Consider the following 24,098-nt stretch of genomic DNA (forward strand, 5'->3'; position numbering starts at 1 on the left):
AAAACAGCCCTTTGCCAATTTACGGCAAAGGGCTGTTTTCTATTTCTTGCGGATCAAAGTTCCCACCACCCAGCCATAACGTGGGTTTTCCGGTCGGCCCTTTGAAGAGGTCGAAGGCAACCAACCCGCAACGAAAGCAAAGCTTTAAACTGGCTGTGTTGTCACAGGCGACTCGAGTATAAAGTTTGCCTATTCGCTCCAATGTGTGGCGCACCAAGGATTCGCCCACCCCTTGTTTTCGGAAGTCGGGGTGTACGGCGATAATGGCTTCTTGTAGGCCATAGTGCCCGATGGCGATAACCCCGGACAGTTTCCGTTGGTGTAGCGCTACTGCTATAAGAGTGCCTTCCGGCTGAGCCGCCGTGTTTAACTGTTTTAGCCACCGCAGCGCGCGATGAGTGATGCGCCCATCGCCATAACGTTTCATGAAGTTTAACACGGCTGGCAGATTGGCCGCCAACTGCCGGGGGGTCAAGTTTCGGATGAGCATGTTTTCATGGCCTCCCCTGTCAATTGGTAACCACTCAAGTAAAGTGCATATTCAAGTATGCGCATGAGGGAGAGTCGCCGAATGTCGGGTTCGTCGAATTTCATCGGTTTGGCATTGGCTTCAAAAAACCAGAGGGTGCCGTTTTCTTCGATACCTAAATCAATTGACATTTCCCCTAAGGCGGAGGATTGTTTGGATTCGATGTATTTGGCTAGCTCCAAACCGGTTATTTTGATTTTGCTCAATATCTCAGGTGCTTTTTCCTTAAAGGTATGACGGATTACCCGATGCAGGCTTTCAATGCGGCCACCCATCGGGACGTGAGTAGAGATCGACGTTGGTCCAGCGACCCGAACCCCGGCCCCCGTCAATCCCCACTCTCCCTGATTGTTTTTTTGCAACAGCATGCGCACATCAAACGGCCGTCCTTCAAAAGTGGCCAAGGGGATCCCTTGTTGGATCAAATAAGGAAGTTGTTGTGTCAACTGCTGAACGGTTTGGCTCAATGCATCAACACTGGTAAATGTTTTTCGCGTCTTCTCTTTTTTGTCTTGGTAAATGAGTTCAATTCCATTTTTCATGCGAGATATGCGCATCATGCCAATCCCCGCTTTTCCGTCCACTTGCTTTAGGTACAAGCGGGGATATTTTTTTAGAAGTTCGTCAAGTTGCAAGTTGGGTGTCCACTTCAAGGTGTAGGGAACCAGCTTTTTTAATGTGTCTGACGCGGCTAGTTGCTGATGGAGGGTCCACTTGTCAAAAAAGTGGGGGTTAAACAAATGGACGCCTGGCATATCGGAAATAGCTTTTATCGCCTTTTGCACGGCAGGGCTTTGTTCAGCGCGCCGGTTGGGCACCCGATTGTATACCACATTGGGGATGGGAAGTTTGGCCCGAATCCACTTCAACCCTGGTGTTGCGGGATCTAGCAGATAGCCGGTCACGGTGGTTTCGGTTCGGGAAGCCAACCCGCTTGGGGTCAAGACATAGACGGTGATTCCCATTTTGCGCCCGGTTCGGATCAGGTCGGCAAAATTGGCGTGGTTACCTTGGAATGGTTTGCCCCCGTCAGAGGTCAAGATGGCGATAAATGGGCCCAACGATTGCTTGCTTTGGTAAAGTCGCTCCAATTGTGCCCCTCCACGGCTTTCGTCAACAGAGGAGGAGGGGGGAGACTGATAGTTGAGCGTGGCGCCAAGCATGCCCGGAAAGACTGAAGACCTCTTTTTTTTCGATGTCGCAGTGGTGCGTTTGCGTTTGTGTGGGGGGTTCACGATACCTCCTCCTTTTTAGATGAAATTGGCCAAGTTCAGGCTGTATTCGGTGACCATTTTCGCCGAGCGGTGGCCGGCATGCACTAAGCTGGGATGGTGGAAAATGTGGCGTCCCGGTTTGGAATTCACTTCAAACAACCACACCCGCCCGCTTTTGTCGACGCCCATGTCCATGCCCAACTCCCCGAGCGGACCGTTTACGTGTTGTTCCAACGTTTCTGCGATGGTAATGCTCGCTTTCTTCACCCCAGCTTCGACCATTGGCGCATACTCATGGAACACATCGCGTAGAATCTGATCGGTAGGGATGATTTTCCCGCCGGTACGCACATGCGTAGTCACGCTGCCTGGACCGGCCGCTTTGGAGCCGATGGCAACCACGGTCCATTCCCCAAACCGGTCTTTGTGCAGATGGACGCGGAAATCGACGGGTCGTTGATCTCTGTGCTTAATCAGGCGAATCCCTTGTTGTACGATATATTTTTGAAAACGGGTTGGCTCTTTTGCAAAATAATGGTGCACCAATCTGTGCAAGGAACGGAACCTGTGCAGGACATTGCGGTCTCCTTCTCGGAAGCGGCAATAGTAGCCTAATTCAGGATCGTAGGTGATGCGAAAGATCCCTAAACCCAAGCTCCCGCCGCTCGGCTTGAGGTACACCATTTGGTGCCGATCTAACATCTGTTTGATGGTGGAGATGGATGGGGACAGATACGTTTCCGGCACCAAGTTTGCGGTGTGTGGGTGACTGCTTAGCCACTGGTGAATTTTCCATTTGTTAAAAAAGCCCTGGTTGAAGATCGGGCAGTTGTATTCTTTCTTGAATCGGTTCAGACATGCTTGCACATAACCGCGCGCTTCAATGGTACGGTTAGGTATCCGTTCATAGATGACATCGGGGAAGGGAGCCTTGATTTGTTTCCACTTGTTTCCGACGATATGCCAACCGTAGATGAGGCGGTTTTGCCAATCCACCAGATCAGGGGTGAATGCATAGATGATCGGATGTTCTTCCAACCCCGCCTTGATAAACTCTTTAAACAGAGGTGAACGCTTTCCAAAAGGTTGATCCGCGTTACCTGAGAAACTGGTGGTAAAAATGCCGATCACAGGCCCCAGCTTCAGGGAGCGGTTTTCATAACGCGCGCGAAACTCATTTGAATAGGGGAGGGCCAAATATTTGGCGGTGTCCCTGGAAATCAAAATTTTTTCGCCCTGATGGGGAATACGGCGCGCTTGGGTAATGATGCTGCGATTTCCTAATTCCACTTTGATGGACTGCCCGTTTATACAACCCCATCGCTCCATGAGTGATTGGCTGAGGCCGATCGCTTGATTTAGCCCTTGAGTTGAGATTTTGACGTTGCACATGATTGAATTCATGGTGACCCTCCTACTGCTCGAGTAAAGCGCGTGCATAGCGGATGGGAAGTTGAACAGCTCGCTGGCGAAGTTGCAACTCGCCTGTTTTTAAAAAAATGGTGCGGCCCGGTTTGGAGTTGACTTCCAGAATCCAAATGCGTCCTAGCCGGTCGATACCGATGTCTAAGCCCAATTCGACCAATGTTCCGTGGTGGGCTTCAATTGTGTGTGGCACCGTTTCGCTGATCTGGTGCAACTGAGTAAGAATAAGATCCATCTCTTGCTGTCCATAGTGGGTTTCCAAGAAACTATGAATGTTCATCGCTTCCCCGCCACCGTGGAGGTTGGAAGTGATGGATTTCGGTTTGCCGGTACGGACGGCCATGCCGGTGATTTCCCACTGCATGTGTTCGTTTTTCTGAATCAAAATGCGAATGTCAAAGGGGCGGCGATCGGAAGTGTATAAAGAAAGATAAGGCTGAACGATGTAACGGGACTGCCGGATGAAGGAGTCCAGCCAACTCGACAGTTCCCTATCGTTCTTGAAATAGCGGGACACAATCAGGTTCTGTTGGTCGCGGCCGCGCACCAGATATCCTTCCTGAGCGGGGATGATCGCGACGACACCACGGCCATGGCTTCCACCGTTGGGCTTCGTCACAGCCCCACGATATTTGGCGATACATTCGAACACATCCGCCGGGGATTGGTACAAACGGGTGGGAGGCAAGAAAGGATGAAGCTCCGGGTTTTGTTTCAGTATGTCATATGTTTGCAACTTCCCTTTTAGCGGTGTGCCGAGCAACCGGACCTTTGGGTCGGAGCAGAGGCGTTTGATGTAAGGTTGATAAAAATGGTATTCTCGCAAATTGTGATAATAGCAACGATCGTATATCAAATGGGGGAGCGGTCTGACTGCCTTGACCCATGTGTCGTCGAACCGGACAGTCCACCCAGTCGCGGTTCGTTCATCCCACCTGATGTCCGTCGGGACGAATACGAAAATATCCATCCCCCAATTGCGGGCCTCTTGCGCGAGTTGCAGAAAATAAGGCGTTTCGTAAAACGGAGGCGTTTTCTTCACGCCCGTTTCCCGGCACACGATGATGCCTAACGTCTGTTTCATCATTGATGTTTCCTCCTTCGTGATGTCCAGTGGGGCGCATGTGAAGGAGGGGCATGTGCATGGCGCCGGTACAACACAAGATACTGCACATAATCGATCAGTCTGGCGACGGAAGGCCTCGTTTGCGAAGTGGGATTGATGACTGTGTCGTCCGTTTTGGACGGTTTGGAGTTGATCTCGATTAGCCATATTTTCCCTTTGGTGTCGATACCGAGATCGATGCCCAATTCGGCGTAATGCCCGCCGACCCACTCTTCAAACGAGTGGATGATTGACAAGGCGGCGTGCTGAATGTCGTTGATGCTGGGTTTGGTGGCCAAAGGCAATTCATTCAGCAATTCGCCAGTTTTGCGAATGGTGCCGCCTCGCGCCAAGTTGGACACGATGTGTTGATCGTTGGCGATGCGGCCGACAGAAGAGGTGATGCGCCATTTGCCTTGAATGTTTTTCTGCGCGAGGACGCGGAAATCCACTTGCCGCCGTCCGAGTTTGACCAAGTTCAGTCCTTGTTGCATGATGTAAGGTTGTTTTCTTATTTTTTTGTCAAGAAGGTGGAGGAGTTCTTTTTTGGAAGGCACCGTTTTGGAAAGCGTGCCATTGGGCGTCGCTGATTGGTAGAGCCATTGTCCGCCGCCGGATCGCTCCACGCGGATGATCCCCTGCCCCAGACTGCCATTGGTCGGTTTTAGGTAAACGACGGGATGGCGGGAAAGAAACTCTCTGCATTTGTCGGTGTGGTAGGTGTAGGTTTCTGGCAGGTACTGGTGCATGCGCTCGTCTTTGGACAGGATCTGGTACACTTCCAGCTTGTTGAGAAACCGTTCGTTGAAGATGGGGATGTGAAACTGGTGTTTCAAGCGAGCCAATTTGGCTTGAACGGATTCCTTTTCCTCGATCTTGCGTGAAGTGATGCGGTTGTAGATGACATCAGGCAGCGGGAGTGCGGCAGCCAGCCAACGGTTGTTCGCTTTAATCCACCCTTTGATTCCACGACGGTCCGGATCAATCATGTCTGCCAACACAACGGCTACTCGGATCCCCTGATTCATTGCGGCGGCATCGCATTCGTCCAGGAAACGGGTGATCGGACCGAACAATTGGTCGTCGTTATCTGTTTGGGGGATTTTGCTGATTAAGATGCCGAACAACGGAGCGAGGCGCAAACGGAGAGAACGGGAGTCAAAATGCACAACCGTGTGCGGCTGCGCGGGCAGGAGCAATTTGTTGGCCAAATAACTGCTGATAAAGATAACCTTGTGGTTGGCGCGTCTCAGCCGGCCGATAACACCTGTGGTGACGGAGCTGCCGAAAGAGACCCATAGCATGTCGGTGTGGATATTCAGTTTTTTAGCCAATTGATCGCTCATCATGATATTGATGTGTTCGGGAAACTGCTGATTGGGTAGTATCTGAATTTGAACTTTTGCCAGCCCCATGGTAATCCCCTTCCGCCTGAATTAACTAATGTATGGTATGTAGGCCAATATGCGGGAGTGAATAAAACAGGCTTGGCAACGCGGGTTTGTGCGTTTGGCGAATCACGGCTTGTCACTTGGCGCCATTGTGAAAAACGTGTTACGATGGGCAAGGGAGATGGAAACCCATGGTCTATCCATACGATAGTGCCCATCGGCTGGCGTGGACATGCCAAGCATCTTACATAAGATGTGAGCGGAGATGAAGACACTGGGCTTGGCGATTCAGGGAGTTGGCTTAGAGGGCATACCTCGAAACAGACCGGCGTTTCCAAGTCTTCCTGTCGGATATCAAACGCAACATCATCGCACCAGTGCAAAATTGTGGAAGAAGCGTAACCAGATTAGAGGAGGGGACGATGGCATGAAAGTAACATTTCACGGCCATTCATGCTTTGAAATCGAACATCGTGGCACACGTTTGTTGATCGATCCGTTTATCACTGGCAACCCACAGGCCAAAGTGAAGGCGGAGGAGCTCAACCCTGATTATATTCTCGTCACCCATGGCCACGGCGATCATGTGGGGGACACGGTGGCCATCGCCAAGCGCACCGGCGCTACCGTTATCTGTTCGCACGAACTGTCGGTGTGGTTGGGGAAACAGGGCGTCAAAGCACATGGTTTGGCATTGGGCGGCGGGCACGCCTTTCCGTTTGGCCATGTGAAAATGGTTCTGGCTCTGCATGGTTCAGGATATGAAGCAGACGATCAAATCATCTATATGGGACCTGCGGCCGGCTTCGTACTCACCTTGGATGGCACCACCATCTACCATGCCGGAGATACCGCGCTCTTCTCTGACATGAAGCTGATTGGCCGCAAACCGATCGACCTGGCTATGTTGCCCATCGGCGACAATTTCACCATGGGACCAGACGATGCCCTCTTGGCGGCTGAATGGCTTGGCGCCAAACGGGTAATTCCGATGCACTACAACACCTTCCCGCTGATCGAGCAAGATGGGGAGCACTTTGTCAAGCAGCTCGCCGAAAAGGGGATCGAAGGCCATGCTCTCGCACCAGGCCAATCGTTTGAATTGTGACATATCTATTTGTAACTGTTCTGTAACATGGTTGTAATGGTTTTCATCTAAAATGATTACAGGATGAAAACCCCCTTTGGTAGAGACGGCCCCGGAAACCGTCTCTTTTTTTTGTGCAAAAATGGCTGGTGAAAGGCTGTGGTGTACTCTGCCCATGAGATAGGAAGAATAAGCGGAAAGTGGGTGGAACATTTCCAAGTTAACCTCCAACTTAGAACGATCTCATAATCGAACTGTATCCAGATTATGCATGAATATTTAGAATATATTATAATTAGGATATGCAGAAAATAACAAAAACCTATCTGTCCTACCTAATTTGCCGACTTCGGAAGAAGGGAGGTAATAGGTATGAGTAGAAAATTTGTTCTGGTTCGTAATAAAGCACCTAAACCGTCACAATGTCACGTTTGTAAAAAAGATGACCAACTGTCTTGGAGTAACGGAGAGTGGAAGTGTTCCCGGTGTTCTGTTGTAGTTGAGCCAGATTAACCACTCATTAGACAAAATATTCTGTAGATAATACACTCCCTATTAAGTTATACTAGCTTTACACTCTTAATAGGGAGGCGTCTTCTTTTGGGTAAAAGGTACGAGCAAGCATTTTTAGACGGTTACAAACCAGTGGTACTCGGTTGGAAAGGTAAGCTATTCAACGAAATTTACTATGAACAGCTTATTCGTTACCCATACATCAATCCGTATGAGGGCAACGCTAATGGGTATATTTTTTTTCAAGACGACCGACTTAAAGAGACGTATTTAGAACGCATGAAAGCCGCAAAAAACAAGTATGAGAAACACATTGTTTTGGGGAAAATGTTGGGTTTCCCACCGCAGTCAGTAAAAAGGTATGCTGAGATGCGTATATTGGAGGATGAGTTAGGGGAGTACCCGGAAATAGAGCGTAAGCAAGCTGTAAGCGTGGATTGGGCTGGTTTTTATTTCACTACATATCTAGATTTTATTGAAAGTGAAATTAAATGGTTATGGGACACATACCAACATCCAAAAGCGGTAAACAATCCGCTATGTCTGTGGAGTAGAGATATAGACGCAATGGAAATGACATATGGTGATTATGATGCAATTAATGAAGCAGTACAATTTATTAAGGAAAAAAGAAATTTGGTACCGATCAACGTATAATAAACTGTCATTTAGACAGTTATTTTTTGTCAGTAGACCGTCGGGAATTCTTACAAAACATATATATGGACGTCGCACATTCTCAGAAACTGTCGCTTTTTTTGTGCATAATGGTTGGTTGACGGCTATGGCACACAGGACAGGATGATGCGACATATAAATGAGCGACTACCGCGTTTACGGGTAGCCGCTTTAGTTTTAAAAAACTATTGTTCTGTATCGTCATCTCCGCCAACGAAGGTATTATACAACATATAAATCACCCTCACTTCTTAGGTTTAATTGTGTTTGGATTTTGATGAGTTTTCTTTCGCTTATACATACTTATACACCTATTGCATGTTATCATAACATTCTGTTAAATGGAAAAAGGCCGTGTGTTGCCGTTGCTTAAATTTGTCTTCCTCTGACAGTCTTTCTGCTTCATTGAAAGTGAAAATTAATTAGTTATCAAAACAGCCGTTTTTAATTGATGTAATTTAATAGTGATGTTATTTAGCGGTCAGTGTCTCCGTCATCTTCACCATCAAGGTATAAATGAAACAACATCATAAAATCAGTCCTCTCTGTTAAACAATATTAAAGGTTGCCGTTTTCTGACCGTCTTAAGCCAATAGTTTTCTAGATACATATTATCAAAATTTTCGGATATTAGCAACGATTACTTAGATTACTTTTTCTGTCTTGTGTTATTTCTGCAAATTCAACTGATCCTTTTAGCTCAAAAAGGGAAAAAGCCATCTCCATAGCGCTGGAAATGGCTTTTAAAAATTAGTTAGTCGTATCACATTGTTCTCGTCGGTGAAGTTATAACAGGTAAAATCTTATTATTGTGGCTATCTTTGAAGGTAGTCGCAATTTTTTATTGTATACTCTAATTGTGGTGAAAGGAGTGTATTTGTAATGAAGAAACCATTACTTGATTACGAAGTGTTTTTAATGGGTTTAAAGCCCGCGATATATCAGAGTGCAAACAATGTTACGTTTCAAAAGACTGTCCACCTTTACAGACATTACCCATGTGTCACAGAAGGCATTCATTTACATGATGAAGCTGATTTTTTCCTTTTCTTTCAAACGGAACAAATGAAAGAAGACTTTTTAAGGAAGCTAGCTACAGTAAAACGTCTTTCACCCGAATTTCACGAACTAATAGGGGTTACCATTGGTTACCCACCATTAGCGGCGAAATATTTCGCGGAGTGCCGACGCTTGAAAGAGGTAGAAAAACGGATGGATGACTACCAAGAATTGTTCAAACACAAAGTATCTTTCATCTATTCTGGTATCAGATGTAATGGACACGTGAATGACTTAGTAGAAAATAGCGTTTGGTTGTGGGAGCGGTATTACATTAAAGATGAGCCGTTTAAGATCGGAATAATTGAAGGAGACGTTATGAAGCATTATGAAGTCAAGCCGTATGACTTCGACGGGCTAGAGCGAGTGAAGCAACGGAAACTGGAGCTCATAACAAAGGAACAAACGCGTGTATAAAAGCCTGTATAAAAGCCTGTATGTGGCTTTATTTTTTTGGAGTGCTATAAATAGTTTGTTACGTGGATTTACCATAAACGGATAGTATTGATTGCGGAATACTGGTTTGTAATGATCATTTTGTTTGCATCTAACCCATTTTTTAAGGTGTATTTCATGACTGATGTGTCTGTACTCAAGGAATTGACGATATAATATTGAATATGTATTAACACCTATGCCATACGATGAAGGAGCGAACAAATTGCGAACAGTTGACTCTTTCTTAAAAGGGTACAAGCCAGCGTTTTTGGAAATCCCGCACACCAAATTCACAACAGAAAAATTAGATTTACTACTGTCGAAATACCCTTACGTAGATGAAAAAGCGTATGACCTGCTAAATGGGAATGTATTTTATCTTTTTTTTCAAAATCAATCGGTTTATGCACAGTTTCAAACGGAAATAGAACGTATCTCGTTTACGAAGGGAGAAATAGACAGGCTTTTAGGTGATATTCTGGGTTTTCCGCCTAAAGCAATTGATTTCTACGTTCGGATGATGACGGAAAAAAGAAACGGCAACATAGACGCATTTCAACGGATGAAAAACAGGAAAATCGGTATGATTTATTGCGGTTGCAGTTTCGGTTCAAACGTGAACGATTTCGTAGAAAACGCGCTTTGGCTGTTAGACAAGTATCCGTTCGAATAGAAGATGGCATGTTTGTACGAATTGGTTTAGAATCGCGCTTGTTGGTTCCAATCGGTAGTTACCGTGAATTGACAGAGTTTCACGAATACATAATGCAACAAAGCAGCGTTGTGCCGGTATAAATCAATCAATACGGTAAACTGTCTAAATGACAGTTATTTTTTACCAGCAGACTGTCGGAAAATTCACGTAAAATTTAATCTCCATCAATGAAATAATGATAAATGGTTCAGAAGAAATATGAGTGTGGAGTGTAATAGCTAGAGGTTGGCAGACAGGAAGGGGGACGTAGGCCAATGAAGCGCATCAATAACGTTTTAACTAAAAACAAGTTTAGCACTAAATTAATTGATAAGCGGGTTGAAGCTATAACGAAACATCCATATGTGGTTAAGTTTTTAATAGAAAACGAGGGTGAAATTTCTCAATCACAGCTCAGACCCTTTTTGTCCAAATTAAATCAGTACATTCGTGAGCTAGACAATTGTAATGAGTGCCCTGGTCTTGAACAGTGTCCTAACTTGATGCGTGGCCATTACCCGTCCCTTAAAGCATATATGGGAAACATTGATATTACTATGAATCAATGTGTGAAATTGAAAAACGATTATGCTGAACAAAATAGAAAAACACTCATTCAATGCCATGCTATACCGAAAGATGTACAAACAGCTACTTTTAATACAATAGAAATGGATAACCATCGACTGAAAGCAATTGACCTTGCCATTACATTCTGTAATGAACTGATTATGGGGAGCAAACTAGGTGGGCTATATCTGCACGGGGCATTTGGGGTAGGGAAAAGTCACATTGCTGGAGCTATTGCTAATACGTTGGCTGATGGCGACATACCTGTTCTCATGGTGCATACCCCGTCTCTCGTTAACGAAATGCGGGACGCAATTGCAGAAGCCATGCGAGGAAACAAACTAAGTGCGACAGTTAGCAAAAAACTAGAGTTATTAAGCTCTACACCTGTACTAATATTAGACGACATCGGCACTGAAACGTATTCTAGTTGGATACGAGATAATGTGTTTGGCGTGATTTTGCAAAATCGCGTTTCAAAACAACTACCTACTATTTACACTTCTAATCTAACCCTAGATGAATTGGAGCAGGCATTATCGTGGATTAGCCATAAAGGGCAAACATATGAGGATAAAGTAGGCGCTAGAAGGATAATGGAACGTATTCGTCCTTATGTGATTCCGGTGGATGTGGGCGGAAGAAATCGTAGATATGACAAGAAATAAAAAGCGTCCATTGACACTGCCATCAGGCAGTAATTTTTTTCTCTATGTACGTCGGAAAGTTCTTACAAAACATATTTCATACCGAAGATAATTCAATGGGACAGTCTGCTAATTAGCAGGCTGTTCCTTGTTATTTAGCGTATACTTTATACCGTGAAAGAGGGGGGCATATGGTGAAAAAGCCACTAGTCGATTATCAAACGTTTCTGATAGGACGTAAACCGGCATTGTATGGAAACACAGGTAGTCCGACATTCATGAAAAATCTTCATTTGTTTGAGCATTACCCATGTGTTACGGAAAACATCGATATATTTGACGGTGAGGATTTCTACTTGTTTTTTCAGAATGAAGAGTTGAAAGAGACGTTTTTATCTAAGTTACGCGATGTTAAACCACGTTCACCCGAATTTCATCGATTATTAGGTGTTACGCTTGGTTATCCTCCCCTGGCTGCACAATTCTTTGCGGAATGCCACCGATTGTAAGAGGAAAAGCACATAGACGAGTATGAGCGGTTGTTTAAACAAAAGGTATCCTTTTACTACTCCGGGATCCGATGTAATGGACATGTCAATGACTTAGTAGAAAATAGCGTTTGGTTATGGGAACGGTACTACATCGAGGATGAACCGTTTAAAGTCGGAATGATTGAGGATAACATTGTGAGGCTTTATGAAGTTAAGCCGTATGACTTCGATGAGCTGGAGCGAGTGAAGCAACGGAAACTAGAGCTCATAACAAAGGAACAAACGCATGTATAAAAGCCGTATGTGGCTTAATTTTTTTTTGCACGACAATGAATACGCGGTGAGTTATCCGAGTATAGATCAGATCTATTAACGATCAGATGAGATTGTTTTTGGAAAGGAATTGTTTTTCGATTGGCGGCTACGGTGGTTGTTGTATTTTCCACTTATAGGTAGTCGCCCTTTTTAATGTATACTTTAATTGAGTGTATGAAAGGGGTACATGTAATGAAAAAGCCGTTACGCGATTACGAAGCGTTCTTAATGGGGCTAAAACCGGCACTATTGGATAGTTCCAATTGTGTTACATTTCAAAAAGTATCTCACCTATACAAACACTACCCATGTGTCACAGAAGGTATTCATTTACACGAAGAAGCTGATTTTTTCCTTTTCTTTCAAACTGAGCAAATGAAAGAAGAATTTTTAATGAAGCTGGCTACTGTAAACCATCTCTCACCGGAATTTCACGAGTTATTAGGCATTACCCTAGGTTATCCACCGCTAGCGGCGAAATATTTTGCTGAGTGTCGCCGATTAGAAGAAGTGGAAAAGCGCATAAACGAATACGAGGAACTGTTTAAGCACAAAGTATCTTTCGTTTACTCCGGGATCCGATGTAATGGACATGTCAATGACTTAGTAGAAAATAGCGTTTGGTTATGGGAACGGTACTACATCAAGGATGAACCGTTTAAAATCGGAATGATTGAAGATAACATTGTGAGGTTTTATGATGTTAAGCCGTATGACTTCGATGAGTTGGAACGAGTGAAGAAACGGAAACTAGACCTCATAATGAAAGAAAAAACGTAGGAATGAATGAACACAATTTGCTATATTTTATTGTCATGTGCTAGTTGATTGCTCTAAAAAAGTGATTTACGTTGTAAGGAGTTACGCTAGAATTTTCATAGCCTGATAGGATAGATGGTAAGTTAGAATGGAGTAAAGACTCAGGTTTAATGATAGATTTATATAAATTAGAAGAAAACATTGGCCAATAGATAGCGGAGGAGGCAAAATGCGGCAAATGTTCGCTGATGCTTCCTCGTTGCTTTTGTGATAAGATAAGTCTTGCTTATCATCTGGATAAAACAATGACATCTTGCGTCTGTTTATACATTTTATGTAGGATAATCGGGAACGAGGGGAGGAAGCTAAGCGTTGAAAAAGGCAGGCAACGTGATTTCCTCAAAGATGAAAGAGCGGATCGACCCAAGCAAAATAGAAAAACAATTAAGCACGCTACTGAAACATCCGCTGGTGGTTAAGTATATGGTTGAAAATGATGTTCCCCAGTCATCTTTAAAAAACTCCTATTCCCAGCTTAGCCAATTTGTACAGGAAAATGAGAATTGCAAGCATTGCTTCAGTCTGAACGCATGTCCGAACTTGATCAAAGGGCACTATCCTTCCTTGCGGGAGTACGGAGGATATGTGGAATTGGCCATGCACGAGTGCAGCAAATTGAAGGCCAAAAAAGAGGAAGAATGGCGCAAGAGTTTGATCCAATGCCATGACATCTCTTTGGATGTGCAGAAAGCGACATTTGAAGCGATCGAATTGGACAGTGGCCGGGCCAAGGCGCTTGACGTGGCGCTGGAGTTCTGTTTGAAAGTGGCCAATGGTCAACCCACCAAAGGGATTTACTTGTGGGGACCGTTTGGGACGGGCAAAAGCTACATCGCTAGTGCCATATTAAACACCCTTGCCGAACATGGCATTTCGTCGCTGATGGTGCATATGTCCGCGCTTGCTTCGGAGATGAGGGATGCGGTCGCCAACAATAAAGCTTCGGTCAACAGTAAGCTTGAAGCGTTGAGCAGCGTGCCCATTTTGGTCATGGATGATATCGGCGTGGAAAACTTAACCCCTTGGTTGAGAGATGGAGTGCTGTCGGTGGTGCTTCACAGCAGAGCGTCCAATCAACTTCCCACGATCTACACATCTAATCTCACATTGGACGAGCTGGAGGAGTGGCTTTGCTACACCCAGGTAAACGGATATGACCAGCATGAACCGTTGAAAGGGAAACGGATCATGGAAAGAATTCGGCCATATGTGATTCCGGTTGAGGTAAAAGGGAGAAATAGAAGGTATTCTTGATGACCAATATCTGAATGATATTGGTTTTTTATTAAGTGATTATAGCTGAAAATTGACAGAATAATAGAAATGAGGTGCGGGGAGGGGATGCACTATACTTGCCCCGCACTTACGAAATGGACCGGCTTGAGTCCGCTTTCCATCTACCTGAAAAAGGATTTGTGAATATGTTTTGAGCATGGCGGATTCCATGACAAAAATGAGCGGATTCTTGTTACAATGAGAAAATGACATCGAGGTAATGGGGGATGAATCACGAGCCAAATCATCAAAAATATCGCGTTTTGCGCCAAAGGGCTGCTAACGCCCTGCGACGTACCAGGAGCCGGGAACAGGAAGCGGCTTAACCAACATCGACATATATGAGCTAATGCGAATGCTTGTGGGCATTCAACAAAGGAAGAATTGAGCAACTGGAGGGGATCAATGTGGAAAGCTGGATTACAGATTTCATGGAGGAGTTTGGTTATTTGGGAATTTTCTTGATGATTGCGCTAGAGAACCTCTTCCCGCCGATTCCATCGGAAATCGTGTTGTCGTTTGGCGGATTCATGACGACGCAATCTGATTTGACGGTTACGGGTGTGGTGATTGCTTCGACGCTGGGAGCTGTGGTCGGAGCGATTGCCCTGTTCTATATCGGTCGGTTGTTGGATGTGGAGCGGTTGGAACGCATTGTTGAGCGTTGGGGGCATCTCTTGAGAACCGATAAAGAGGACATACATAAAGCGAATGCTTGGTTTCACCGTTATGGTATCTGGACTGTGTTTTTCTGCCGGATGGTTCCGATCGTGCGCAGCTTGATTTCAATTCCGGCGGGGATGGCGAAAATGAATTTTCCGTTGTTCCTGTTGTTCACTACTGTCGGATCGTTGATTTGGAACATGGTTCTGGTAAATCTGGGTGCAGCCCTTGGCGCTTCTTGGTCCAAGGTGCTGGAATATATGAGCGTCTACCAAGATATTGTCATTGTCATCGTTGGTGCACTGCTGATTGTGGGTGCGGTGTGGTTCTTCCGTCGCAACCGTTCCCAAAAAGCATAAGGTTTTCGTCTACGGGTTTCTGTAGCGCCCGGTTTGGGAAATGTTGTGAGGGATGCGTATGATGTGGCTGGTGTCTGGCGTCATCCTGATGATCGTGGGTTTGACCATGGCTGTGTGCAACCTGACCGTCGTTTCGGGGGATCGGCGGTTAGGGAATATGGTTGATGTTTTCTGGAATCATCTTCACATTTGTGCCAGGCTAAAACCCCAGCGGCGGCCGCTGGAGCGCTTTTTTCGCACATGAAGTGTCCAACCCTTTCATAAATATAGTGAGTAGAAGGGGTGACGACGATGCGACAACGGGGTATTTATTTGTTGTGCGGGGCGGCTTGCTTCTGCCTGGGGCTGGCCAAGTTCCCCCTCCAACTACAAGCCGGGCTTTCTTCGCTGTTTGTGGTGGTATGGTTGACAGTGATGGGTTTGTTCTTGATCGCCAATTTGAACGACCTGATGCGGCAGGTTCGCATCAGACAGCGGAGAAAAGAGGCGGAGCGCAGACGGCAGTGGTTGGAAGCGGAACAACGGTGGAGACGGCGGCAGCGGTTGACGGTCCACCATTGATAGTTGCACAGAAGGCCGGCGGGACTTAAACCTTTTAAAGCGCCGGCTTTGTAGTCTCATTTTGTAAAAGTAAGCCAAAGAACCCGGTGCAGGGATCTTTGGCTTGTTTTTCTATTAAGGCCAGAGATAGGTTTTGTACGGAAATTATTGTAATATGAAAATGAAGTGGACAATCAGAGTAGATGGGAGGAAAGCCATTGTCAACGAAGCACGAGCAGATTTTGCAGTATATCGAAAAATTGGAGATCGGCCACAAAATATCTGTTCGACAAATCGCGCGGGATTTGAGTGTGAGCGATGGCACCGCTTATCGTGCGATCAAAGAGGCTGAATCGCAAGGACTTGTTCACACAATTGAGCGCGTGGGCACGGTCAGGGTGGAGAAAAAGCAACGCTCGGATATTGAACGACTCACTTTTGCTGAAGTGGTCAACATTGTGGATGGGACGGTGTTGGGCGGAAAGGCAGGATTGCATAAAACGCTAAACCGTTTTGTCATCGGGGCCATGAAGCTGGAAGCTATGATGAGATACATAGAACCGGGAAACCTGTTGATTGTCGGAAATCGGGACAATGTGCATCGGATCGCATTGGAGAATGAGGCAGCGGTCTTGATCACAGGTGGGTTTGACACAACGCCAAATGTGAAGAAGTTGGCCAATGAGTTGGAACTGCCCGTGATCTCCAGCAGTTATGACAGCTTTACTGTCGCTTCCATGATCAACCGGGCGATTTATGATCGGCTGATTAAAAAAGAGATTTTGATGGTGGAGGATGTGTTGCCTAAGAACCACCAGCCTTACTATTTGCACCACAATGACACGATCGCCCGCTTCCACCAGTTTGTGCGGGAAACGGCGCACAGCCGCTATCCGGTGGTGGATGACCATGGTCGGGTGGTGGGGATGGTGACGGCCAAAGATGTGATGGGGTATGAGCCGCAAGATCCCATCGAGCGGGCGATGACCAAAAATCCGATCATGGCGACAACCAAAACGTCATTGGCTTCGGCTGCGCATGAGATGGTGTGGGAAGGTATCGAGCTGTTACCCGTCGTAAATGACCATCGTAAGCTGATCGGAGTGATCAGCCGACAAGATGTGATTAAATCCTTGCAATACATGCAGAAACAGCCGCAGATCGGGGAAACGATTCAAGAGTTGAGTTTTCGCGGCTTTCATGAAGTGGAAAAATCGGGACAGCCGCTGTTCCGTGGCCGGATTACCCCGCAGATGACAGATGCTTTAGGTCGGCTCAGCACAGGGGTGTGCACAACGCTGATCACCGAAACGGCGATGCGGATGTTGCGTCGGCAACGGCGTGGGGATTTGGCGATTCAGAACTTTACCCTGTATTTTTTAAAGCCGATTCAGATTGATACAGTTGTGGACATTTCGCCGCGCATTCTTGACTTGGGAAGAAAGCAGGCCAAAATGGATGTGGAGATGATGATCGACAATCAAGTGGTGGCCAAGGCGTTGGTTACTGCTTACACCATGGAGCGCTGATAACATGAGAAAAGCCGGTGACATTATCGTCACCGGCTGAGGCTGCTGACAAACTGCCTTGAAAGGCAGGGTCAGCAGCCTTTTTTGTCGAATCAATAAAAAACACTCTATAAGGAGTTTTTTCTATGTTTAGAACAAACCCGAGTAAAGAACATCAACCAGAACTAGTTAACATAGAAGAATTAGTTCCACGAGATCACTTGTTACGGAAAATTAATGAAACGATCGACTTCTCCTTCATTGCTGAGAAATGTAAAGAATTATACTGCCAAGATAATGGGCGTCCATGTCTTGACCCAATTATGTTATTTAAAATGCTACTCATTGGATATTTGTTCGGCATTCGTTCCGAACGCCGACTCATTGAGGAGATTAAAGTTAACATCGCTTACCGTTGGTTTGTAGGGTTATCTCTAACCGACCCAGTCCCACATGCATCTACTTTCAGTCAAAACCGTCGAAGACGGTTCCAAAGCTCCACTATTTATCAGGAAATATTTGATGAAATTGTCATTCAGGCGATCCAACATGGATTTATTCAAGGAAAAGAGCTTTTTAGTGACTCCACTTTTCTTAAAGCCAATGCCAATAAAGGAAAGTTCAAAAAACAATTAGTTAAAGTTACTCCCAAAGGATATATGGATGATTTAGAACAAGCAATTGAGCAAGATCGAGAAGAGCACGGAAAGAAGCCTTTAAAAAAAAAGCCCATAAAGGTTGAAACGAAAGAAATTCGTGTAAGTACGACCGATCCAGATAGTGGTTATATGGTTCGAGATGGAAAACCCGAAGGCTTTTTCTATCTCGATCATCGTACTGTCGATGGTTTACATAACTTCATTACAGATGTATTTGTTACACCAGGAAATGTCCATGATTCAGTTCCTTATTTAGAAAGGTTAAATCGTCAGAAAAGCCGCTTCGGCTTTTCGGTGAAAGCTGTTGCTCTGGATTCTGGTTATTTAACTATGCCTATTTGTCGTGAATTGAGAGGACAAGGAATCTTTACGGTTATTGCACATCGGAGTTTTCGACCAGATAAAGACCTCTTTCCGAAATGGAGATTTAAGTATATTCCTGAGCAAGATGTATATCTTTGTCCAGCAAAGCATCAACTTACATATCGAACGACCAACCGTGAAGGATACAGACAGTACAAATCCAATCCCGAGATTTGTAAGCAATGTCCTTTTCTTAAGAATTGCACAAAGTCAAAGAACCACACAAAAATCCTAACACGTCATGTATGGGAAGATGCAAAAGAGTGGGTTAGACAAAATCGCTTGAGCCCACGTGGAAAAACTTTATATAAGCGTCGAAAAGAAACGATTGAACGTAGCTTCGCTGACGCGAAGGAACTTCATGGTCTTCGATACGCACGCTACAGGGGGCTTGCAAAAATTCAAGAGCAATGCCTCCTAACTGCTGTGGCTCAAAACATAAAAAAGTTGGCTATGCTGCTTTCGAGAGCAGGTAAGGGAGGTGGTTTTAAGTTTATATGGGTTGATATTCATCCATTAATTGTTTATATCCCTTTTATATACAAAAACCCTGCGATCAACAAAGTTGATTCGCAGGGTTTGTCAACATTCTCAGCCGGTGACATTATCGTCACCGGCTTTTCTCATGAAACCGGGGAAGTGCGCTCTTGATGCTGTTTCACTTGATTGCTGTAAAAGCGATGGTGTTTAAATCCGTAATAAAGATTAAATAGGCCCACAGCGAGGATCAAACCGATGAAGAACAGGCGCAACACTGAATCGCTCGGCATCAGAAATTGCAATGACCCGATGGCCAAGAACATCAACCCCATAAACATGTTCATTCGCGCTTGGTAGATCCGTTTGGGCAGGCCGTCCGTTCTGCGTGCCAGCATGCTGTTGAAGAAAGTGCCGAAGACGGTGACGCAGATGACGGAAACCAAGATAATGCCAATGGCTTGCATGTTTATAAAACCCTCCTGGAAATAAGCGCCTCGATCAAATGATGGAGGCGCTCAAAAATACGTGAATTACGATTTAGATTGTTCCGGGATGAACCAACATCCGTGTTCAGTGCGGTCAATATGCACGTGAAGGTCCAACTTCTCCAATTCTTTTTCAATGAACTCCGCCACTTCTTGTGTTTCCGCAAAGGCGGAATATCCGTTTTTCAGCTTTTCCAATTTGGCGCGGGCCATTTCTTTGCGATTGATGATCATGGTGGTTCCCCCTTCCCTTAGTCGTGTCGAGTAGTAATTGCATACAACTATTTTACTATATCAGATACATCATCACTAGAGACGTCTTTTGTTTGAACCCAGATTTTTAATGTTTCGTCATAAAAAGACACATATTTAAGGTGTACTTCTACTTTTAATTTTTGTGCTTCATCTATCACTATTTGTTCTTTCTCCAAAATTAATTCAATCAGATCAGGATTGTTGCTGATCCATTGCATCGATTTGCCGAGAAAGGGAGTCAGTTTTTTCTCAAGCTGTTCTTTTACCAAATCGATAATCACGGATTGTTCACTGTCCACTTCTACGATGATTTTTTGGATGCGATCTTTGTTTTCCTGGTGTCGCTCTCCTTTGCGGGCCAACTGCAATGTTTCTTCCTGCAACTTCAGGATTTCTTTGTACTTTTGGTTGTTGGCGTAATACAGAGCGTTGCGCTCTGATAGCAGGCCGTCGATTTTTTGGCCGTATAGCAGAAGAAACAAGCCGTTGCCGAAAAGAAAGCCCAGCAGGAGCATCACCCATGCACGCCGGTTTTTTTTCAAGCCGGCAATGACGCCGCGCACCATGTCAGTATTCTCCTTGGATCATCCAGCGAATCAGGACGGTGCCGGTGTGGGCGCCCAAAAACGCGCTGATGATAAAGCACAATTGTTGCAGGGCGAGATTGATCTGACCGCCTAAAATGGTGATTTCAATGTTTTTGATCATGTCAAATGTGCCGCCGATGGCCGCTACCATTGCCCATATCTTTAATTGTTCTGCGAGGCGCAGCATTTTAAACATCGGATAGTCGTCGGCGAGAAATGCCCCCACACCGCCTAGCATCACACCGCCCAATACTACGCCGAGCGCGATCAGGAAATCGAGGATGACCGTTGTCCAAAATTGTTGTCCCATAGCCGATAACCGCCTTTGTCTAGCAAAAGTGTGTATTTGGTAAATATTGACTGATTTTCCTAAAGAATATGAAGGAGCGAGAGCAATTATGTGGACAATGGGTAGGGGGAAAGGATGTTCGGACAAGCCGGTTTCGTTATAATAAGAGGGAAAGAGGAGGGGTCGGCGTGGATCGGTTGAAAGACTTTGTTCATCTTCATGTGCATACGGAATTTAGTTTGCTGGACGGGGCCAGCCGGATCGAAGAGCTGGTGCGAACCGCCAAACAACTGGGAATGAAGGCGCTCGCCATCACAGATCATGGCGCGATGCACGGCGTGGTGCCTTTCTATAAAGCGTGTCAGGAAGCCGGCATCAAGCCTATCATCGGTTGTGAAATGTATCTGACAGCAGGGTCGCTCCATGATAAGCGGCCGCTCAGGGAGCAAAAGAATTACCATCTGTTGCTGATTGCCGAAACGGATGCAGGGTATCGAAATTTGCTGCGTTTGACAAGCGAGGCCCATCTGCGGGTGTTCCATTATAAGCCCCGTATTGACAAAGCGCTGTTGCGCCAATACCGGCAAGGGCTGATCGCTACCAGTTCGTGCTTGGGAGGGGAGATTCCGCAGGCGATTTTGGCGGGCGATTTGGCGGAAGCGAAACGATTGGTAATGGAGTATTTAGACATCTTTGGGCCGGATCATTTCTTTTTTGAATTGCAAGACCATCAGCTTCCGGAACAAGAACGGGTAAACCGCCAGCTGATTTCTTGGTCAAAAGAGCTGGGAGTGAAGCTGATTGCGACCAATGACGTGCATTATACACACCAAGGTGATCATGAAGTGCATGATTGCCTCCTTTGCATTCAGACTGGCAGCAAATTGGCCGATGAAGAGCGGTTGCGTTTTCCGACCAAAGAATATTACCTGAAATCGGCGGAAGAGATGCATCGGTGTTTTGGACATGTACCCGAGGCTTTGCATCACACGGTGGATATCGCCGAACGTTGCCAGGTTGAGATCCCTTTGGGTGGCCGCCTGTTGCCCAAATTTCCCTTGCCGGAAGGTGTGGAGGCTGGAGCTTATTTGCGGGAGCTTTGCCGCCAGGGGGCGATTGAGCGGTTTGGCCAGTTGACCCCCGAGGTGGTTGAGCGGTTGGACTATGAACTGTCGGTTATCGACCGGATGGGCTTTAATGATTATTTTTTGGTGGTGTGGGATTTTGTCCGGTTCGCCCATGAGCGGGGGATCGCAGTGGGACCGGGGCGAGGTTCGGCGGCGGGGAGTTTGGTGTCCTATGTCCTTCGCATCACCGATATCGACCCGCTGAAGTATCGGCTCTTTTTTGAACGGTTTCTCAATCCCGAGCGGATCAGCATGCCGGATATCGACATCGATTTCAACTATGAACGCCGCGATGAAGTGATCCGGTATGTGGTGGACAAGTATGGAGCTGAGCGGGTAGCGCAGATCATCACCTTTGGGACGATGGCGCCGCGGGCCGCAGTGCGGGATGTGGGCCGGGTGATGGGATTGCCTTACAGAGAAGTGGATCGCGCGGCCAAGCTAATTCCAGGAAGTCCCGGCATGACCTTGGCCAAAGCGTTTCAGCAGGAGCCCGCTTTGAAGGAATTGATGAAGAATCCGGCAACGGCGCAACTGATGCGGACGGTAGCCAAGATCGAGGGGATGCCCCGGCATGCTTCCACCCATGCCGCAGGAGTGGTTATCGCTAGCACACCCCTGACCGATCATGTGCCGCTCCAGGCGGGAAACGATGGAATTCCATTGACTCAGTACCCGATGGAGGTGCTGGAGGATATCGGATTGCTGAAGGTGGATTTTTTAGGTTTGCGCAACTTGACGGTGATCGAGAAGACGCGTGAGTTGGTGAGGGAAAATTCCGGGACCATCGTTTCATTTGACGGTGCTCGCTTCGATGATCCGGCGACGTACGCGCTGTTGTCCAAAGGGGACACCACCGGGGTGTTCCAAATGGAATCACCGGGCATGCGCAAGGTGCTCAAAGAGTTGAAGCCGACGCATTTTGAAGATATCATCGCTGTTTTAGCTTTGTACCGACCGGGGCCGATGGAGCAGATTCCGCGATATATCCGAGCGAAACACGGGTTGGAAAAAGTGACGTATCCCCACCCCGATCTGGAAGAGATTCTAAAAAACACGTACGGGATTATCGTGTATCAGGAGCAAATCATGCAAATAGCGGCCAAAATGGCTGGTTTTTCCCTTGGACAGGCTGATTTATTGCGGCGCGCGGTCGGGAAAAAGAAGAAGGAACTTTTGCATGAACAACGAAACGCTTTTGTAGGAGGCTGTGTGGACAAGGGATATGACGAACAGACCGGGCATCAGATTTATGATTTGATCGTGCGATTTGCCGATTACGGTTTTAATCGTAGCCATTCGGCCGCATATGGTGTGTTGGCTTATCAGACGGCTTATTTGAAAGCTAATCACCCGGTCGAGTTTATGGCAGCATTAATGACATCGGTGATGGGGAGCCAAGGCAAATTGGCGGAGTACATCGAGGAAGCCCGCCGGATGGGGATCGCTGTTTTGCCGCCCGATGTGCAGCGAAGTGAAGAAGCCTTTTCGGTGGAAGGGAAAGCGATTCGATTTGGCTTGGCGGCCATCAAAAATGTTGGCACCTTGGCCATTCGGGAGTTGATCAAAGGGCGGCAAGGACGCCCATTTGAAAACTTGGCCGATCTGTGCGCCAGGGTGGATTTGCGGGTGTGCAACAGGCGCGTGTTGGAGTCGTTGATTGAGTGCGGAGCCTGCGATTCTATGCCAGGCAGCCGCTCGCAAAACTTGTATTTGCTAGACGAAGTGCTGGAATGGGTTGCGGCGAACCGAACGCGTTCAGGCAAACAGCAGTTGAGCTTGGGCTTGGCCGATGAAGCGTTTGATTTTGCGCGTTTGTTGGAAGAGGCGCCATCCGCTTCGCTGACAGAACGCGACCAGTTGGATCGTGAACGGGAATTATTGGGCTTATTTTTATCCGGTCATCCGCTTGACCAGTACGCTCCGGTGATCCAAGAGCGGGCCACGCACCGTTTGCATGCCTTGATGGGATGCCGGGACCGGGAAGAGGTCAAAGTGGGCGCTTGGATCACGGATGTCAAACCGATTCAAACCAAAAAAGGTGAACCGATGGCCTTTGTCCAGATCGAGGATCGTAGCGGTACTTGCGAAGTAGTGGTGTTCCCCAAAGTGTTCCGCGCTGCTCGTACATTGTTGCAACCGGAACAACCGGTGTTCATCCGCGCGAAAGTGCAACTGCAAGATGAAGGAGTGAAGCTCATCGCCGATGAAGTGGCCGACCTGTCCCGTGTCGCGTTCGCATCCCGTCCCGCGCCGCCTTTGGTCGGTCCGGCGCAGAAGGTGTATATTCGCATTCCCCCCCAGCGGGAGACCGAGGAGCGGCTCCGGCGCTTGCAAGAGGTGCTGAAGTTACACAAGGGGGAGACGCCCGTTTACCTTTATTATGAACGGACTAAGAAAGTGCTGGCGCTTTCCGAAGAACGGTACGCGATCACACCGACTCCTGCATGTCGCCAACAAGTGGAAGTTATCATGGGAGCAAACAGTTTTCGCGTCACGCAAAAGTGACATACCTGCTGGCGGGGTGGCATAT

At 46.6% G+C, this 24,098-nt stretch carries 22 protein-coding genes and 1 pseudogene; 14 read left to right on the forward strand and 9 right to left on the reverse strand.

All coding sequences use genetic code 11. From position 1 onward, the window contains the following. Positions 1-19: 19 nt before the first annotated feature. Genes NYR52_RS04650 through NYR52_RS04670 form a run of 5 tightly spaced genes read right to left on the reverse strand, consistent with a single transcriptional unit; the run spans position 20 to position 5,688 of the window. Positions 20-490: a GNAT family N-acetyltransferase gene (locus NYR52_RS04650; RefSeq protein ID WP_132219849.1), complete on the reverse strand. Its 471-nt coding sequence runs from the start codon at positions 488-490 to the stop codon at positions 20-22. After that, a complete protein-coding gene (locus NYR52_RS04655; protein ID WP_259436406.1) occupies positions 472-1,764 on the reverse strand; it encodes a YheC/YheD family endospore coat-associated protein in 1,293 nt (430 codons plus the stop codon). The genes NYR52_RS04650 and NYR52_RS04655 overlap by 19 nt, the downstream gene beginning before the upstream one ends. A gap of 15 nt (positions 1,765-1,779) precedes the next feature. Continuing rightward, positions 1,780-3,147 (reverse strand): YheC/YheD family endospore coat-associated protein, encoded by a 1,368-nt coding sequence (locus NYR52_RS04660; RefSeq protein ID WP_259436407.1) that lies wholly within the window; start codon positions 3,145-3,147, stop codon positions 1,780-1,782. A gap of 10 nt (positions 3,148-3,157) precedes the next feature. Beyond that, positions 3,158-4,255 carry a YheC/YheD family endospore coat-associated protein gene (locus tag NYR52_RS04665; protein WP_259436408.1) on the reverse strand — a complete coding sequence of 366 codons (1,098 nt, stop codon included), beginning with the start codon at positions 4,253-4,255 and terminating at the stop codon, positions 3,158-3,160. Continuing rightward, positions 4,252-5,688: a YheC/YheD family endospore coat-associated protein gene (locus tag NYR52_RS04670; RefSeq protein WP_022735805.1), complete on the reverse strand. Its 1,437-nt coding sequence runs from the start codon at positions 5,686-5,688 to the stop codon at positions 4,252-4,254. Before NYR52_RS04670 ends, NYR52_RS04665 begins: the two co-directional genes overlap by 4 nt. A gap of 403 nt (positions 5,689-6,091) precedes the next feature. Here NYR52_RS04670 and NYR52_RS04675 point away from each other — a divergent pair, with 403 nt between their 5' ends. The 13 genes and pseudogenes from NYR52_RS04675 to NYR52_RS04735 all read left to right on the forward strand — a co-directional run. Beyond that, the gene (locus NYR52_RS04675; RefSeq protein WP_022735806.1) at positions 6,092-6,772 is read left to right on the forward strand and encodes a metal-dependent hydrolase; all 681 of its coding nucleotides are present in this window, start codon (positions 6,092-6,094) and stop codon (positions 6,770-6,772) included. 579 nt (positions 6,773-7,351) lie between these two features. Continuing rightward, positions 7,352-7,921: a hypothetical protein gene (locus tag NYR52_RS04680; protein WP_054096088.1), complete on the forward strand. Its 570-nt coding sequence runs from the start codon at positions 7,352-7,354 to the stop codon at positions 7,919-7,921. A 903-nt stretch (positions 7,922-8,824) separates the two neighbouring features. Further along, a complete protein-coding gene (locus NYR52_RS04685; protein WP_022735808.1) occupies positions 8,825-9,418 on the forward strand; it encodes a hypothetical protein in 594 nt (197 codons plus the stop codon). Between the two features lie 244 nt (positions 9,419-9,662). Beyond that, positions 9,663-10,112: a hypothetical protein gene (locus NYR52_RS04690; RefSeq protein ID WP_259436409.1), complete on the forward strand. Its 450-nt coding sequence runs from the start codon at positions 9,663-9,665 to the stop codon at positions 10,110-10,112. 296 nt (positions 10,113-10,408) lie between these two features. Beyond that, complete coding sequence (gene dnaI / locus NYR52_RS04695) at positions 10,409-11,371, forward strand: primosomal protein DnaI (protein ID WP_259436410.1); 963 nt, start codon at positions 10,409-10,411, stop codon at positions 11,369-11,371. Positions 11,372-11,544: 173 nt separating this feature from the next. After that, the gene (locus tag NYR52_RS04700; protein ID WP_259436411.1) at positions 11,545-11,859 is read left to right on the forward strand and encodes a hypothetical protein; all 315 of its coding nucleotides are present in this window, start codon (positions 11,545-11,547) and stop codon (positions 11,857-11,859) included. A 489-nt stretch (positions 11,860-12,348) separates the two neighbouring features. Next, the gene (locus NYR52_RS04705; protein WP_132219859.1) at positions 12,349-12,936 is read left to right on the forward strand and encodes a hypothetical protein; all 588 of its coding nucleotides are present in this window, start codon (positions 12,349-12,351) and stop codon (positions 12,934-12,936) included. Between the two features lie 351 nt (positions 12,937-13,287). Further along, on the forward strand, positions 13,288-14,229 hold the full coding sequence (dnaI, locus tag NYR52_RS04710) for a primosomal protein DnaI (protein ID WP_132219860.1): 942 nt from the start codon (positions 13,288-13,290) through the stop codon (positions 14,227-14,229). A 428-nt stretch (positions 14,230-14,657) separates the two neighbouring features. Further along, positions 14,658-15,272 carry a DedA family protein gene (locus NYR52_RS04715; RefSeq protein WP_132219861.1) on the forward strand — a complete coding sequence of 205 codons (615 nt, stop codon included), beginning with the start codon at positions 14,658-14,660 and terminating at the stop codon, positions 15,270-15,272. A gap of 58 nt (positions 15,273-15,330) precedes the next feature. Next, a complete protein-coding gene (locus NYR52_RS04720) occupies positions 15,331-15,516 on the forward strand; it encodes a hypothetical protein (protein WP_132219862.1) in 186 nt (61 codons plus the stop codon). 47 nt (positions 15,517-15,563) lie between these two features. Beyond that, positions 15,564-15,833: a hypothetical protein gene (locus NYR52_RS04725; protein WP_132219863.1), complete on the forward strand. Its 270-nt coding sequence runs from the start codon at positions 15,564-15,566 to the stop codon at positions 15,831-15,833. A 197-nt stretch (positions 15,834-16,030) separates the two neighbouring features. Continuing rightward, positions 16,031-17,341 carry a DRTGG domain-containing protein gene (locus NYR52_RS04730; protein WP_259436412.1) on the forward strand — a complete coding sequence of 437 codons (1,311 nt, stop codon included), beginning with the start codon at positions 16,031-16,033 and terminating at the stop codon, positions 17,339-17,341. A 125-nt stretch (positions 17,342-17,466) separates the two neighbouring features. After that, positions 17,467-18,816: pseudogene (locus NYR52_RS04735) on the forward strand (IS1182 family transposase); the annotation flags it as partial. 149 nt (positions 18,817-18,965) lie between these two features. Here the strand turns inward: NYR52_RS04735 and NYR52_RS04740 are convergent. The 4 genes from NYR52_RS04740 to NYR52_RS04755 all read right to left on the reverse strand — a co-directional run bounded on the left by NYR52_RS04740 (position 18,966) and on the right by NYR52_RS04755 (position 20,459). Next, the gene (locus NYR52_RS04740; RefSeq protein WP_132219865.1) at positions 18,966-19,286 is read right to left on the reverse strand and encodes a YtpI family protein; all 321 of its coding nucleotides are present in this window, start codon (positions 19,284-19,286) and stop codon (positions 18,966-18,968) included. 66 nt (positions 19,287-19,352) lie between these two features. Beyond that, positions 19,353-19,541, reverse strand: coding sequence for a YtzJ family protein (locus NYR52_RS04745; protein WP_106342030.1), 189 nt, complete (start codon positions 19,539-19,541; stop codon positions 19,353-19,355). A gap of 47 nt (positions 19,542-19,588) precedes the next feature. Next, positions 19,589-20,128 carry a sporulation membrane protein YtrI gene (locus NYR52_RS04750; protein ID WP_132219866.1) on the reverse strand — a complete coding sequence of 180 codons (540 nt, stop codon included), beginning with the start codon at positions 20,126-20,128 and terminating at the stop codon, positions 19,589-19,591. Between the two features lies 1 nt (position 20,129). Continuing rightward, positions 20,130-20,459 carry a YtrH family sporulation protein gene (locus NYR52_RS04755; RefSeq protein WP_022735822.1) on the reverse strand — a complete coding sequence of 110 codons (330 nt, stop codon included), beginning with the start codon at positions 20,457-20,459 and terminating at the stop codon, positions 20,130-20,132. A 176-nt stretch (positions 20,460-20,635) separates the two neighbouring features. On the opposite strand from NYR52_RS04755, the gene NYR52_RS04760 reads away from it, so the two are divergent. After that, a complete protein-coding gene (locus NYR52_RS04760; protein WP_132220897.1) occupies positions 20,636-24,073 on the forward strand; it encodes a DNA polymerase III subunit alpha in 3,438 nt (1,145 codons plus the stop codon). The last annotated feature ends 25 nt before the right edge of the window (positions 24,074-24,098 follow it).

Origin of the sequence: Laceyella sacchari (genome assembly GCF_024927925.1) — a bacterium.
GTDB lineage: Bacteria > Bacillota > Bacilli > Thermoactinomycetales > Thermoactinomycetaceae > Laceyella > Laceyella sacchari.

Coding starts and splice junctions, on each gene's coding strand:
- NYR52_RS04745 (WP_106342030.1), bottom strand. CDS start 19,541: ATGATCATCAATCGCAAAGAAATGGCCCGCGCCAAATTGGAAAAGCTG.
- NYR52_RS04675 (WP_022735806.1), top strand. CDS start 6,092: ATGAAAGTAACATTTCACGGCCATTCATGCTTTGAAATCGAACATCGT.
- NYR52_RS04755 (WP_022735822.1), bottom strand. CDS start 20,459: ATGGGACAACAATTTTGGACAACGGTCATCCTCGATTTCCTGATCGCG.
- NYR52_RS04705 (WP_132219859.1), top strand. CDS start 12,349: ATGAAAAAGCCGTTACGCGATTACGAAGCGTTCTTAATGGGGCTAAAA.
- NYR52_RS04660 (WP_259436407.1), bottom strand. CDS start 3,147: ATGAATTCAATCATGTGCAACGTCAAAATCTCAACTCAAGGGCTAAAT.
- NYR52_RS04670 (WP_022735805.1), bottom strand. CDS start 5,688: ATGGGGCTGGCAAAAGTTCAAATTCAGATACTACCCAATCAGCAGTTT.
- NYR52_RS04685 (WP_022735808.1), top strand. CDS start 8,825: ATGAAGAAACCATTACTTGATTACGAAGTGTTTTTAATGGGTTTAAAG.
- NYR52_RS04725 (WP_132219863.1), top strand. CDS start 15,564: ATGCGACAACGGGGTATTTATTTGTTGTGCGGGGCGGCTTGCTTCTGC.
- NYR52_RS04750 (WP_132219866.1), bottom strand. CDS start 20,128: ATGGTGCGCGGCGTCATTGCCGGCTTGAAAAAAAACCGGCGTGCATGG.
- NYR52_RS04740 (WP_132219865.1), bottom strand. CDS start 19,286: ATGCAAGCCATTGGCATTATCTTGGTTTCCGTCATCTGCGTCACCGTC.
- NYR52_RS04650 (WP_132219849.1), bottom strand. CDS start 490: ATGCTCATCCGAAACTTGACCCCCCGGCAGTTGGCGGCCAATCTGCCA.
- dnaI (WP_259436410.1), top strand. CDS start 10,409: ATGAAGCGCATCAATAACGTTTTAACTAAAAACAAGTTTAGCACTAAA.
- NYR52_RS04665 (WP_259436408.1), bottom strand. CDS start 4,255: ATGATGAAACAGACGTTAGGCATCATCGTGTGCCGGGAAACGGGCGTG.
- NYR52_RS04720 (WP_132219862.1), top strand. CDS start 15,331: ATGATGTGGCTGGTGTCTGGCGTCATCCTGATGATCGTGGGTTTGACC.